The organism is Candidatus Bathyarchaeota archaeon, from assembly GCA_018396705.1.
Classification (GTDB): Archaea; Thermoproteota; Bathyarchaeia; order Bathyarchaeales; family Bathycorpusculaceae; genus DRVP01.
Genome location: JAGTQZ010000006.1, coordinates 153976 through 168845, shown reverse-complemented (window position 1 = coordinate 168845; position 14870 = coordinate 153976). Strand labels below are relative to the sequence as shown.

The window sequence follows — 14870 nt, the reverse complement described above, 5'->3', positions numbered from 1 at the left end:
TTATTGTCAGATTTTTTGAGCGATGAATTCTTCGAACATTTTTTCAGCAATTTCTAACGAGAGAAGTTGTGGTGGACGTTTAAACGCGTATGCACATATTGGAAGAATCGCTCCTTTAAGTTTGCGGTTTAAAGCTATTTTTACTGCTCTTATCACGTCAAGTAGAACTGAACCAGCATTTGGTGCATCAACTGTAGAAAGCCTCATGTCTATCTGCATCGAAACGCCGCAAAAGTATAGTCCCTTAATCCAAAAGAAACTGTCACGTCTATTCTGCAAAAAATCAACATAGTCCGTCGACCCAGCGACAACTTCAGCTTTGTAGGGCAATGCCGCCTTCACAGTCTCTGTTTTAACTGTTCGCTTTAGTTCACGGGTTCTTTCCAGCGTATCAAGAGACTCTGTTCCCCCGCCAACATCAAGCTGGTAAGTTTCGGTTACGCGCACGCCTTGTCTGGAAAGAAGCTGCAGTAGAGTCTTATGAAGAGTTGTAGCGCCTATTTGATCAGTTAAATCATCTCCGACAAGGGGCAAACCAGCATCCTCATAGCGTCTAGACCACTCTAAGTTGCTTGCGATAAAAGTTGGCGACGCATTTACAAAGGCGCATCCAGCCTTCAATGACTGGTTTGCGTACCATTCAGAAGCCTTAACAGCTCCGCTTGGGAGAAGGTTCACAACAATTTCAGCGCCACTATCCCGCAGAACTTGCGCAACATCGACCTCCGGCATGCTGCTTACTTGGATAACGCTTTTTGTGTATTCGCCAACACCATCAAGAACCGGCCCTTTGCGGACAATAACACCAGTAGGAGCTACCTCCATCAACTTGGGAGCATTATTTGGAGGAGCGAAAATGGCTTCTGCCAAATCCTTCCCAACTTTTCTACTGTCAACATCGAACGCAGCTACAATTTTGATGTCTCTAGGGTGATATCCTCCAAGAGTTAAATTCCGCAAACCCACGCATTCATCGCAATTTCCAGCATTTCTATAATATTTGAGCCCTTGTATCAAAGCAGATGCACAGTTTCCAACACCGATCAAAGCCACTTTTATGTCCGGCAAGGTATGCACCACTTTTGTTTCCACATATTACATACTGCTTTATAAAGCTCTACGCAAGCCAGTAAGTGAAGTTGTTGAAAACGTGGTTGGTTGTCGCAGTCAGTGGAAACATTATTACACGCTATTGAGATGGAATCAGATATCAAACGTTGTGAATGTCGCAAGGAGTTCAATGGTAGAGAGAGAACATGTTGAATAAAGCCTATTAGAAATTCGATTGGACCCAAAATGGCAAATTCAAAACATGTAGTGTTGCCTAAATATCTAACATTAAGTCAATAAAAACGCCAACTCAAAAACCCCTCCATAGCTGAAGATAACCGTTCTCGTTAACAGTTTCAAGCAGAAATCTCCTTTTAGAGAAACCTTTTAACCCTTTAAGGCTTATTATTAAGAAGCCTTTAGTCACTTGAGAAAAATAGGTGACAAAAGTGGACAATAAAACACCAGATAAGTTTACTTTGATAAGTGAGCTAGCGCGCCGTAGGGGTTTCTTCTGGCAGTCTTATGAAATGTATGGCGGTGTCAGTGGCTTTGTAACTTACGGTTTTCTTGGTAAGAGATTAAAACATAACATCGAAAACAAGCTCAGAGAATTCTTCGTAAATAAGCTTGGAATTATGGAGATAGAGGCTCCAATAATAGCACCAGCTAAAGTCTTTGAAGCTTCTGGCCATGTTGAACACTTTAAGGAACCTATGGTGGAATGTCTAAAATGCGGAAGACGATATAGAGCGGATCATTTGCTTCGAGAAAGAACGAAGCTAAGTGAGGCGGAAGCTGAAAAACTAAGCTTGAAAGAGTTGAAGGAAGCCATCGAAAGCCATGGGGTCCAGTGTCCAGAGTGCGGCGGAAAATTTGGAGAGCCCAACTATTTCCTGACAATGTTTAAAACCACGATAGGCCCTTATTCGGAGGCTGTTGGCTATGGAAGGCCAGAGGCTGCTCAGAACATATTCGTGGAGTTCAAACGACTATATGAAAATGCACGAGAAAAACTTCCATTTGGCGTAATGCAAATAGGCCACGCACTGCGAAATGAAATCTCACCTAGGCAGGGCCTGATAAGGCTAAGAGAGTTCACGATAGCTGACGTTGAATTCTTCTTTGATCCGGAAGAACCCAACTGCTTTCTCTTAAAAGATTTTGGAGATGAAACTTTACGGCTGGTTTTAGCTGAAAACAAACTTCGCGGTTCAGAAGACATAGTTGAGGTTACGGTTAAAGAGGCTTTAGAAAAAGGCTACATAAAGATTCCGTGGCAAGCGGTTTTCATGGCTTTGGCAAAAAGACTGTTAGCCGAATTGGGAATCCCCGCAGATAAACAACGTTTCATTGAAAAGCTTCCATGGGAACGCGCGCATTATTCACTTCAAAGCTTTGACCAGGAGGTTTACATGGAACGCTGGGGCTGGGTTGAGGTTTCTGGACATGCGTATAGAACAGACTACGACCTAAAACAACACATGCAATTTAGTGGAGTAGACATGCGAGTATACAAAGAGCACGAAAAGCCTGTTGAAACTGAGAAGAGGGTGATTAAACCATTAATGACAAAACTTGGACCAGACTTCAAGGGCGACGCTAGAAAAATTGCAGAAATGCTGATGGAAGCAAACCCGAAAGAGGTTGAAGCGTCTTTTAAGGAGAAAGGCTACTACATGCTTGGGGGGTATAAGATTTTGCCGGAGCACGTAGAAATAGCAACCTACCGAACCAAAGAGCGGGGGAAGCGCTTTATACCACACGTGGTTGAACCTAGTTTCGGCATAGACCGACTTGTTCAAGTAGCGCTTGAATACGCTTACCACATCAAAGAAGACAGAATCATCCTAAGTTTCCCAAGAGACATAGCGCCCATACAGATTGGAGTATACCCCTTAGTGAGCAAAGATGGGTTACCGGAGAAGGCTATGCAGGTTTATGAAATGCTGATTGACGAAGGATTCGCTGCGGAATACGACGAAGCAGGCTCTATTGGAAGACGCTACGCAAGAGCGGACGAAGCAGGCATACCATTAGGGATCACCATAGACTATGAAACTCTTCAAAATGACACAGTCACAATCCGCGATCGAGACACTTGGAGACAGGTGCGAAATAGGATCGTCGCTTTGCCGGAACTCTTGCATAAATATTTCCGAAACAAAATAAATTTTGAAGATTTAGGTGAACTCGTTAAGGAGTAGCTTTCGTTACCTTTTTTAACACTTTTAAATTTAATTATGCTTCAGTAGGCAAGACAATAGTTCAGTGGTGGGAAAGTTGGTACTTCCAGCCGAGACGGAGGAACGTGTCAGGCAGAGGGTGTTGAATATTTGCCAAGAACACCTACGAAAAGTTTTGGATTTAACTAGGAAAGTCCCTCAAATGATAGAATGCTTCACAAAAAACGACAAAGAAAAAGCGAAGCAGATCTACAATGAGATCAGAGCCGGGGAAGACGACGTTACCAAGGCTAGACGACTCGTTTCAAGAGAATTGGCGGAAATTGGCGCCATATTATTGAGTAGAGAGGACTTCCTGAGGTTTACGAACTTGGCTAACGAAATAGCAGACTTTTCTGAAGGAATAGCCTTCCGCCTTCTACAGGTGATGGAACATAATTGGAATGTACCTATTGACCTTAAGAAGGACCTTTTAAAACTTTCGGAAGCCGTCCTTGAAACGGTCATAAAACTCAGAGAAACAACAATGGTTCTATCCTACAGTCCAGAAAAAGCTATGGAAAAAGCTAGCGAGGTCGAAGTAGCCGAAAAAGAGGTGGACGAACTATACAGAACCTTGGAAATAAAGCTTCTAAACAGTAAACTTGAAATTCAAGCACTTTTGCTTTTGAGGGACATACTGCAACTTTTAGAAGACTCTGCGGACAAGGCTGAAGATGCTGTTGAAGCAGCTCGTGTCCTATCCTTTATAATGTGATGAATAATGCCGAAAAAAATACCAGTTGAGTTTATAGAAAATTTTTTAGTTGTCTGGAACCCGGTTGAGGGCTCAGAACTATACAAGACGGGGTTTTACGGTAAACCCTTAGGCATCCCAAAACCTAAAGTTCCAGAGTTTAATGTACCGTTGATTCTAGACTTAATGGAAGGATTATACCTCGCAGAAAAGGGAATTATAACCGTATATGAAGGGGCCAACAAACAAAAGGTAAGTTTAAAAAAGCTTCGTCAAAAAGCAAGAACACTTTATGAAGAGTTTGATGAGAAATACGTGGTCTACCGCGATCTGCGCGATAAAGAAATGGTAGTTACTCCAGGCATAAAGTTTGGATGCGACTTCGCAGTCTACAAATATGGACCTGGTTTAGAACATGCACCGTTTATGGTCTCTGTGAAAAAAGCGTCCTCCGAGTTAACTGCAACAGAAATTGTGAAAGCCGGAAGATTGGCGACCACCGTTCGTAAAAGGTTTATAATCGCCGTGCCAGACTTAGAAAGCGGAAGAGTTAGATATCTCATATTCAAATGGTTTAAAGCTTAACCATTTCTGGCACAACACTCAGCCTAGTGTTGTTCCAAGAATTTTGGCAAGCTACTTTTAATCGTCAACTTGACATTATCGTTTGGTATTCAAATTCACCTCTAACTGATTGGTGTGGGTAGACTTTGGTCGCTTTTAAGAGACAACCTTCTGCGATTATGACGTCGTCGGCTATTACCGAAACTGCACTAATCCTCGTTGGCCGTCTAAAACTTGAATGTATTGTTACGTGCCGCCCGATGATGCTATCTCTAATCTCTGCGTTATCTCCTATTATTACTCGATCCATCACGGCGGAATTTTCTATGATTGCATTATGGCCTATTCTTGTATAGTTATCTATACAAGAATTCACAATACGCGCTCCGTCACCTATTTCACAGTGCCGTCCTATCAGGACCGCACCTTTAACCTCTATTTTTCCCTGTTTGATTTTCTTTACGATTTCTTCACGGCGTTTCATAGACTCGAAGCTTTCACCTTGAACCCAAATTTTGGCTTCCTCGTCGATTCTTCCTTCGTAATCAACCACTACAGGGAATCGTCCTTCAAGCATGTCTCTCATGGCTTCTAAGTAACGCTTAGGGGTCCCAACGTCATACCAGCCTCCTTTTAGGACATAGCCATATACTGGTCTTCCAGTCTCTATTACATATGGGATAAAGTCATATCCGAAGTCAAGGCGTTTTCGCTCTCTAATGATTTTCTTAACACCGTTTTCCTTGAAGATTTTTCTTATTTCCGGCGAAACTAGGTAGAGGCCTGTGTTAGCAAGGTTTGAAGGCGCTTCTTTCGGTGAAGGTTTTTCAATGAATTTTTGGATTCTGCAATCCTTGTTTATGTCAGCGATACCGTAGCCCTCAACATCTTTTACCTCTGTCAAGGCGATTGTTATGACAGCTCCTTTTTCCTCATGAAATTCAATGAGCTCCTTTAAGTTTACGTCGAAGATGTTGTCGCCTTGCACTGCAAAAATAGGGTTTTTCAAGTTGTAGTATTCTATGTTTATCCGTGCTGAGTCGGCGCTCCCTAAGTCATCTATGTTTGGTTGATATTTTATATGCACACGTGGGGTTATACCATAACGGGCTGAAAAACCGTAACCAGACTCGAAATAGTCGTATAGATCTCGATAATTAGTGTATCCTTTAACTCCAAAAATAAAGTCTCTAACACCTTGCTGAGCCAGAGATAGAAGCGAAAACTCTATCATTGGCCTGTTCAGGAGACGCAGACAAGCCTTGCTTGTTTCAGCTGTTAAAGGTAAAAGTCGCGTGGCTTTCCCGCCAACTGGAATTATCACAGTCAACTTTTCAGGATCATAGCAGCAAGGCAAGAGATCACCAGCTTCATCCGAAGATATTTATGCCATCGTATTAAACTTTTAGAGGTTAACATCCAGAATATAGAACAACAGTGGGGCAAAGGCTCTGAAATGAAAAAACTTGTTGGTTTAATACGCCTAATGCGACCAATAAATTGCACAATGATGGGTTTCGCGGTGATTGTAGGCGCCGCCCTAGCTGACGCCCACAGTTTATTTATAAGCCCCTTATCGAGCCTTTTTTACGGCTTCTTTACGGGCTTTCTATTAACTGCAGCTTCGATGGCAATAAACGATTATTATGATAAGGAAATAGACGCCATAAACGAGCCTTCACGACCAATTCCCAGCGGTTTAGTAAAACCAAAAGAAGCCATAGCATTTGCAGTAGCGTTAACATTTTTGGGATTTTCCACAGCCATTCTAACAAATAGCAAAGCGCCACTTCAGTGTTTTACAACTGCTTTAATTTTTTGGCTTATCTCAGTAAGCTATGTCACCTTTGGAAAGAAAACAGGGTTCCCGGGAAACCTTCTAGTGAGCGCTTGCGTCTCAGCGCCGTTCATTTATGGAAGTTTAGCAATATCCAATCTTATAAAGGGAAACATTTGGATTTTTGCCGCAATGGTGTTCTTATCAAACACTGGAAGAGAAATAACCAAAGGGATAGCGGACATGCAAGGTGATATGACACGAAATGTTAAAACTATTGCAGTCCTTTATGGTGCGCGCCAAGCTGCAGTTGCTGCCGCGGTTTTTTACCTTCTTGCGGTGATGCTAACGCCAATACCACCATTGCTGAACCTCGTTTCGGTCTGGTTTATCCCAATAGTAGCAGTAACAGATCTAGGCCTTATTACATCTTCAATAATTCTTTTAAAGAACTATTCAAGGAAGAATGCGAAGCGAGTGAAAAATCAAGTTTTAGGCTGGTTTCTTATAGGGTTAATTGCCTTTATTGCAGGAAGCATTAGCTGAATCATCCTTTTGGTTCAATGTGCACAGTTACCACAGTTTCTGTGAACTTTTTCTTGATCATATCTTCAATTTTTGACGAAATATTGTGAGCTTCTTCAACGGAAAATTGCTCCATAAAACAGCAATCTATGTTTATGTAGCGTTTTCTATCGGCTATATATGTTATAATACGCTTCACACTGAGAATCTGCTGATAATACTTAATAGCCTCGAATATTGTCTGCCGGACTTCGGATTCGTCCACCGCTGGTCCTCTCTGGATAGTTGAGTCAAAGGGTTCCATGTGCACAGTTACATTTCCAACGTTTCCAATCGTCTGGGTGAGCGTTCTCTCAATTTTTTCTGCCAATTCATGGGCATCACGAACAGACATTTGGGGGTCTACCAGTGCATGCATTGTTACATAGAGTTTGCCATTGGAAAGCACGGTGTTTACCTCATGAACCGCCTTCACACCGTCGACTTTTTTGGCTAGTTGTTCTATTAACTTGTTTGTCGATGTTTTTTTCTCGGGAGGTTCAACATGCACGGTAACTTCAGCTGAACCCAGAAGACGGGTAAGGTTCTCCTCCACCCTAGAGGATACCATGTGGGATTCTTCTAGACTCATGTAATCCGGAACTTTAATTGTGGCCTCAACAAACGTTTTGGTTCCAGCCTTTCTAACTCGCAGATTCGTAACTTTCAAAACGCCCTCCGTCGCCATAATTTCCTTTCTAACTTTTTCGGCTAGATCTTTAGATACCGCATCACTTAGTTCCATTCCGCTTGATTTAACAAGCTTAATGCTAAGATAGCCTATCGTGACACTCAAGAAAATTGAAGCTAAAACATCGAATATTGGTAATCCAAGTACAGCCATCCCAAACCCAAAGAGGGCTACAAGCGTTGAGCCTAAATCAGCCAGCGAATGGTAAAAGCCAGCCCTAGTGGTTGCACTTTGTTCCTTTACTTTATGGAGAACCTTTAACCGCAAAAGATCAATGCATAAAGTGTAGCCTATGGCAGCAAACCCTGCAAGTTCCCACTCCTGAATAATGAAGATTTTTCCATAGATAATTTTTTGGACGGCCTCCATGATTAGGAAAAGAGTTGTGCCGAAAAGGATTACGCCGCCTATAAGCCCACCCAGCGGTTCAATTTTCTCATGTCCGTACATGTGTTCCTCGTCTGAGGGTTTAAGCGAAGCTTTGGTGGCAATCAAGAGAATAAACATGGACACAGCGTCCAGCATCGCGTGGGCGCCATCGCTGAGTATTGCGAGACTCCCAGCAACCATTCCCAAAACAAATTCTACCATAACAACGCTTGTGATGGCAAGTGTCGAAATGCTTAGAGCCTTGAACCTCTCTTCTCCTACACGCATTATAGTCAAGTAGATTGAAAAGACGGGAGATTTAAGGGTTGTGAAGCTTCCAGCCAAAACATTTAAAACATGAAAAGGTTATGTTATGTGGGTAATAAAGGTGCAAGGTGAACACTTTAACGTGGCTTAAATCTATTGCAGTTTTGCCAAATAGCCTAAGCTTATTTCCTAAGGCAGTTTTAAAGGAGGAAGCAGATAATGAGTGTAAGTGACATTTTGGATGGAAAACTCACTAACCACGAAGTTGAAATTAAAGGTTGGCTTGTAACGAGACGCTCAAGCGGTGGAGTGCAATTCTTAATAGTTAGGGACGGAACGGGCTTTATACAGGCAACAATCCACAGAAATGAAGTCGATGAGAAGGTTTTCAATGACGCAGACGAGCTTACACAGGAATCCTCCATTATCATAAGGGGAACAGTGAAGGAAGACAAAAGAGCACCCGGCGGCTATGAAATTCGAGTCAAAGATTTGCAAATCGTGCACTTAGCTGAACGAGAGTATCCACTTGCCAAAAAGGAGCATGGTATAGACTTTCTCATGAATTATAGGCAGTTATGGATTAGAAGCCCCAGGCAAACTGCCATTCTAAGAATTAGAGCCGAAGTTGTGAAAGCTTGCAGAGATTTTCTAGACAGCCAAGGCTTTGTTTTAACAGACGCCCCTATATTTACACCGGCCGCAGTAGAGGGGACAACAACTCTATTTGAAGTTCCATATTTTGGAGAAAAAGCCTACTTGACTCAAAGTGGCCAGCTTTATGTCGAAGCAACTATAGCGGCTTTCGGGAAAGTTTACTGTTTCGGACCAACCTTCAGAGCAGAGAAATCAAAGACACCACGGCACTTGACGGAATTTTGGATGGTTGAGCCTGAAATGGCCTTCTGCGACTTCGAGGAAAATTTAAAAGTTCAAGAAGAGATGGTAACCTATATTGTCAAAACAATTTTAGAAAAACGCCGAAGAGAACTTGAAACCCTCAAACGAGACATCAAACCATTACAGAAAGTTGAACCGCCTTTTGAGAGGATAAGTTACACAGAAGCGGTGAACATGCTACAAAAGGCAGGCTTTCCTATACAGTGGGGTGAAGACCTTGGAGCACCCCATGAAAGGTACATTTCCCTGCAGTTTGAAAAGCCCGTGTTCGTCCACAGATATCCGGCTAAAGCTAAGGCGTTCTACATGCAGCCAGATCCAGAAAATCCTGAGGTAGTGCTATGCGCAGATTTGATGGCGCCGGAAGGCTACGGCGAAATAATAGGGGGAAGCCAGCGCATTCACGACTTAAAGTTGTTGGAAAAACGCATAGAAGAATTTGGCTTGCCAAAGCAAGCCTACGAATGGTACCTAGACCTACGAAGGTATGGCGCTGTTCCGCATTCTGGCTTTGGATTGGGAATAGAACGGACAGTTATGTGGATTTGCAAGCTAAAGCACATACGGGAGACAATACCTTTTCCGAGAACTATAACACGTATATATCCATGAGGCCCTAAGCGCACCTTATTGCCATTTCCAAACTTTCCGGCCCATGAATATTTCTGGGAACACAAAGAGGCCCCAGCTGGCCACGCCTATTACATACGCAAGATCTCTTAAGCTGAGAGTAGTTAAGTGGAACAATTGCTGCGTTATTGGTATGAAAGCTATTCCGAGGGTTAATGCAACTGACGCCAAGTCAGCTATGACGAAAAATTTGTTTTCAAAGGCTTTTCTGCCCATTCTCCACACGCTTCGCTTTTCTGAACGACAGTTCCATACGACAAAGAGTTCAAACATGGCAGCCTGCACAAAAGCGGTCGTGGTAGCTTCTCTGTAGGTTAGTTGCCTAGCAACCTCATCAATAGTTCCATCTGGACGAATCCACGGGTGAGATGGCCAAACATAGTACTCTAGACAGAACACTAAGAAAGTGCCAGCTGCTTGAAGTAGGAAGGATGCTATGATAAAGGCACCCATCCCATGGAGAATCCCTTCTTCAGGTTTGCGCGGAGGCCGATCCATGACATCAACATCTGGAGGGTCTGTGGCAAGAGCCACAGCCGGAGCCCCATCAGTCACAAGGTTTATCCACAGTATCATAGCTGGCAAAAGCGGAAGCGGAAATAGTTCAGGCGAGAATATTCCACCAAGGATTGCAAACGTCCCTATTACCAACAATTCATCAAAGTTGCATGCCAAAAGGAAACGTGCATATTTGCGTATGTTATCGTAGATTACCCTGCCCTGTTCTACAGCTTTGACAATAGTTGCAAAGTTGTCATCCACTAAGACTAGATCTGCAGCCTCCCTTGTGACGTCTGTTCCACTTATGCCCATGGCAACGCCCACGTCGGCTGCTTTCACTGCCGGTGCATCATTAACGCCATCACCGGTCATCGCCACTATGTGACCTTTCTTTTTTAATGCGTTAACAATTCTGAGTTTATGTTCCGGAGAAACCCTTGCATACACTGTTACTTTTTCAACAATTTCTTCGAATTCTTCGTCGCCCATTGTATCCATTTCAGCGCCTGTTAGAACGAGGTCGCCTTCATTATATATCCCAACTTCTTTCGCAACCGCCACAGCAGTTAGTTTGTGATCGCCTGTTATCATAACCGTTTTTATGCCTGCTTTCTGGCATTTCTTATTGGCTTCTATTGCTTCTTCTCTGGGAGGATCAATCATACCTTGCAGACCGACGAAAACCATTTCATTTTCAACAGTGTCAGCATCATGCTTCTCCAGAGTTGCTGGCAGACGACGATATGCCATTGCAAGAACTCGTAAAGCACGGCTGGCCAATTGCTCATTGATTTCCAAAATCTTCTTTCTTTTCTCTGCAGTGAGTTTCTTCTCTTTATCACCCTCTAGTATGTAGGTGCATGTTTCAAGAACTATTTCCGGAGCCCCTTTCATGTAGGCATGTACCTCACCGTCTGGGGTTTTGTGAATCGTAGTCATGCGTTTCCTTTCGGAGGTAAACGGGATTTCGCCGACTCGTGGAAACGTTTGTTCCAAAACTTCTTTCTGAAGCCCAGCTTTGGCAGCCGCAACAACAAGCGCACCTTCCGTTGGATCTCCAAAAATTTCCCAATTGTTGTTTTGCTCGTTTCGTCTCAGGCTGGCGTTGTTGCACAAAGCGCCTATCCGCAATAGTAGCTCAAGACTTTTTTCAGGCTTTACGGAATCTTCACCTATACGAAATTCTCCCTTTGGTTCATAGCCGACGCCCGTCACTTCTACAAGTTTCCCGTCGACATATAATTCGCGGACAGTCATCTCACCCTTAGTTATTGTCCCAGTTTTGTCTGAACAGATAACAGTCACCGCTCCAAGGCTTTCGGCAGCTGATAACTTCCTAACAATAGCATTGCACTTTGCAAATTCTCGTGCACCCAGAGCCAATGCAATGGTAACTATTGCAGGTAAGCCTTCCGGAACAGCGGAGATCGCCAAAGAAATTGAAGACATAAAAGCTTGAATAAAACCTTCAGCCTCGAAGTGCATCCTCATTATTACTTCGAAGGCTTCAAGGGCAAATATTAAAACACAAACAGCAATTACAACTTTCGCAATTTTACTTGCAAATCTATCCAGCTTCTTCTGTAAGGGTGTTTCTTCCTCCTCAGCGGTCTGCACCATTTCAGCAATTTTACCAAACTCTGTGTTCATACCTGTTGTTACAACAACAGCTTTGCCGCGGCCGTAAACAACATGGGTGGCGGAGAAAACCATGTTTCGTCTCTCAGATATCGGTGTGTCTTCAGGTAGGACGGCTAATTCTTTGTTAACGGGCACAGATTCGCCGGTAAGAACCGCCTCATTTGTCTTGAGCTCTACAACCTCTATGAGGCGAGCATCAGCAGGTATATGATCACCCTCTTCTAATGCCAGAATATCGCCGGGCACAACCTCGCTTGCCGGAATAATGACTTCTTTCCCGTCTCTAATCACTCGGGCCTTTGGAGCAGCCAACTTTTTAAGGGCTTCAACAGCTTTCTCCGCCCTATATTCTTGAACAAAACCAGTTACAGCACACAAGAAGACTATGGCGCTTATAGTTATTGTATCAGCAAATGCCTCCATAAACTCTCCGCCATGAACCATCTCCCAATACCCGATGATAGCAGAGAAAATTGTCGCGGCGATCAAAAGTAGAATGAATATATCTTTGAATTCGTCTAAAAACATCTGAAGAGCGGTTCGCCGCTTAACCTTCCTTATTTCGTTAGGGCCATACTTTTTAAGCCTTTCAAGGGCTTCTTGGGAAGATAAGCCTTCACGGGAAACTTCAAACTCCTTTAGGATTGCATCAGCTTCTAAAGCATGCCAAGGCTTTGACATTTGAACGCCTCTTCTAGACATGCAGAGATTAAAAGACTCATACGGCAACTTGTTTATAAAATTCTCTATTCCCTCAAGCTTTCCTGAAGGCAATTTATCATAAAAAGAAAGGGAGTTTAAGCAATTAACAAGACGATCAGCGGAGCAAAAACTTCGGCTACTAGCGACATTACCGTAATCATCGTGTTGAGTGACGGCCCAGCGGTGTCCTTGAAAGGATCTCCAACTGTGTCGCCGGTCACAGCTGCCTTATGGGCTTCCGAGCCTTTCCCGCCATGTGCGCCAGACTCGATGTATTTTTTGGCATTGTCCCAGAGGCCACCCGCATTAGCCATGAACAAGGCGAAAATTATGCCAGTCACAATGCTTCCGGCTAGGAATCCAGCTAGAGCTTCTTTGCCCAATACCATCATAGTCAAAATTGGAACAATTATGGCTAATATACATGGCAGCATGAGCTCTTTAAGGGCGCCTTTCGTGGCGATGTCTACGCATTTGGCATAATCCGGTTTCGCTTTGCCCTCCATAAGCCCTGGGATCTCTTTAAACTGACGTCTAACTTCTTCCACCATTCTCTCAGCATTTCTGCCAACAGCTAAAATCAGCAGCGCTGAGAGTAGCGGAGGCATCATGCCGCCTAGGAAGACTCCAGCCACCACTTCGGGCTTCATTAGATCCAAGGCGGTTATATCAACAAGGTGGGCATAGGCTCCAAAAAGCGCCAGAACCGTTAAAGCTGCCGCGCCTATGGCAAAGCCTTTCGTTATGGCCTTGGTAGTGTTGCCCGCAGCGTCAAGTCTATCCGCAATTTCAATAACCTCTTCGCCTAGCCCGGATTGCTCAGCTATACCTTTCGCGTTGTCAGACACTGGCCCATAAGCGTCTGCTGAAATAGTCATTCCTACGGTAGCAAGCATTCCAACAGCAGATATAGCGATGCCATAGAAGGGGCTCACTCCGAACGCATCTGCCAAGTACCATGCCGCCAAAGTTGCGGCGCATATGCCGATTATCGGTGGAACAATGCTAACTATTCCGTAAGAAAAGCCAGTAAGTATGTTTATGGCTGCTCCAGTTGTTGATGCGCGGGCCACTTTTTGGGCAGGTACTCGGTCTATAGAAGTGAAGTAGTCAGAGGTTATCCCAATGATAACCCCAGCAATGAGGCCTGCAACCGTTGGTAGAAAAACTCCGGGCCAACTGTTGCCCAATCCATAGGAATACGTTAGTGCGAAAAGGAATGCGGCGAAAATTATCCATGTTGAAAAGGAGCCTCTATTAAGTGCTGCTCCGGGATTTCCTTTAATGCTGAGTTTAACAATGAAGGCGCCTATTATTGAGGCAAATAAGCCTATTGCAGCAACGATTAAGGGCAGCGTAATTAGCAGCGAGTTGCCAATTTCTGCGCCAATTATCATTGCAGCAACAATGCTGGCTATGTAGGAGTCAACCAAGTCGGCGCCCATTCCAGCTACATCGCCTACATTGTCCCCAACATTGTCAGCAATTACGGCAGGATTCCTAGGATCATCCTCTGGGATGCCTAGTTCCACCTTTCCAACAAGGTCGGCGCTTATATCGGCAGTTTTTGTGTAAATGCCGCCGCCTGCCTTAGCGAAAAGCGCCAAGGCGCTGGCTCCAAAGCTAAAACCCAAAACAATGTTAGACGCCTTAATTTCACTCCATCCCAATATAACGTTAAAAACGTAGTAAAGAAAACTTATTCCAAGAAGGGCCAAACCAACAATAAACAAGCCCATAACAGTGCCGCCGTAAAAAGCTACTGGAAAAGCCTTTTTCAGTCCTTGTTTTGCAGCATTCGCCGTTCTAACGTTTGCTTCAACGGCCGCCATCATCCCAACATAAGCAGCCGCTGTTGTACAAATTGAACCGAAAACGTAAGCCACGGCCATGCTTACGCCGCGATATACGCCCAGAGGATCCCCTTCACGAAATGCGTAGAAAGTGTAAAGCACTCCAAGAATGACAGCCATCACGACGACAAAGACTGCCAAGGTGATGTTCTGCCTTCTAAGATAAGCCTTGGCGCCCTCTTTTATGGCTCCTGCAATCTCTCGCATCCTCTCAGTACCGCTTTCCTGACTCGTAACATACTTATATAGGTAGCTTGCTAAACCCACAGAGGCCAAACCGGCTATTGGTGCAAGATAAAACCATTCCATGGTAAACCTCAGCCTTCCCTATTTACAAACCGACTGAAAGTAAACCCCCTCCATATTAAATTTACTGTCAAAATATAAGGAGAGCTTGTGTATTCATAAAACAGAAACAAACACAAATACAACTACACAC

Annotated in this window: 10 protein-coding genes; 5 read left to right on the top strand and 5 right to left on the bottom strand. The window is 43.9% G+C overall.

What is annotated here, in order from left to right:
* Positions 1 to 6: 6 nt before the first annotated feature.
* On the bottom strand, positions 7 to 1068 hold the full coding sequence (locus KEJ24_07350) for an inositol-3-phosphate synthase (protein MBS7647636.1): 1062 nt from the start codon (positions 1066 to 1068) through the stop codon (positions 7 to 9).
* A 431-nt stretch (positions 1069 to 1499) separates the two neighbouring features.
* Between KEJ24_07350 and glyS the strand changes: the two genes are divergently transcribed.
* The 3 genes from glyS to endA all read left to right on the top strand — a co-directional run bounded on the left by glyS (position 1500) and on the right by endA (position 4557).
* The gene (gene glyS, locus KEJ24_07345; protein MBS7647635.1) at positions 1500 to 3257 is read left to right on the top strand and encodes a glycine--tRNA ligase; all 1758 of its coding nucleotides are present in this window, start codon (positions 1500 to 1502) and stop codon (positions 3255 to 3257) included.
* A 76-nt stretch (positions 3258 to 3333) separates the two neighbouring features.
* Positions 3334 to 3993: a DUF47 family protein gene (locus KEJ24_07340; GenBank protein MBS7647634.1), complete on the top strand. Its 660-nt coding sequence runs from the start codon at positions 3334 to 3336 to the stop codon at positions 3991 to 3993.
* Between the two features lie 18 nt (positions 3994 to 4011).
* On the top strand, positions 4012 to 4557 hold the full coding sequence (gene endA, locus KEJ24_07335; GenBank protein ID MBS7647633.1) for a tRNA-intron lyase: 546 nt from the start codon (positions 4012 to 4014) through the stop codon (positions 4555 to 4557).
* A gap of 64 nt (positions 4558 to 4621) precedes the next feature.
* On the opposite strand, the gene KEJ24_07330 is transcribed toward endA, so the two are convergent.
* Positions 4622 to 5893, bottom strand: a complete 1272-nt coding sequence (locus tag KEJ24_07330; GenBank protein ID MBS7647632.1) for an NDP-sugar synthase — start codon at positions 5891 to 5893, stop codon at positions 4622 to 4624.
* A 99-nt stretch (positions 5894 to 5992) separates the two neighbouring features.
* On the opposite strand from KEJ24_07330, the gene KEJ24_07325 reads away from it, so the two are divergent.
* On the top strand, positions 5993 to 6859 hold the full coding sequence (locus KEJ24_07325) for a geranylgeranylglycerol-phosphate geranylgeranyltransferase (GenBank protein ID MBS7647631.1): 867 nt from the start codon (positions 5993 to 5995) through the stop codon (positions 6857 to 6859).
* Between the two features lies 1 nt (position 6860).
* On the opposite strand, the gene KEJ24_07320 is transcribed toward KEJ24_07325, so the two are convergent.
* Entirely contained in the window at positions 6861 to 8282 is a 1422-nt protein-coding gene (locus KEJ24_07320) for a cation-efflux pump (protein ID MBS7647630.1), read from the bottom strand.
* 141 nt (positions 8283 to 8423) lie between these two features.
* Between KEJ24_07320 and asnS the strand changes: the two genes are divergently transcribed.
* Positions 8424 to 9716: an asparagine--tRNA ligase gene (gene asnS / locus KEJ24_07315; GenBank protein ID MBS7647629.1), complete on the top strand. Its 1293-nt coding sequence runs from the start codon at positions 8424 to 8426 to the stop codon at positions 9714 to 9716.
* Positions 9717 to 9731: 15 nt separating this feature from the next.
* Here asnS and KEJ24_07310 read toward each other — a convergent pair whose 3' ends face one another.
* A complete protein-coding gene (locus KEJ24_07310; GenBank protein MBS7647628.1) occupies positions 9732 to 12557 on the bottom strand; it encodes a cation-translocating P-type ATPase in 2826 nt (941 codons plus the stop codon).
* A 116-nt stretch (positions 12558 to 12673) separates the two neighbouring features.
* A complete protein-coding gene (locus KEJ24_07305) occupies positions 12674 to 14740 on the bottom strand; it encodes a sodium-translocating pyrophosphatase (protein ID MBS7647627.1) in 2067 nt (688 codons plus the stop codon).
* Positions 14741 to 14870: the final 130 nt, after the last annotated feature.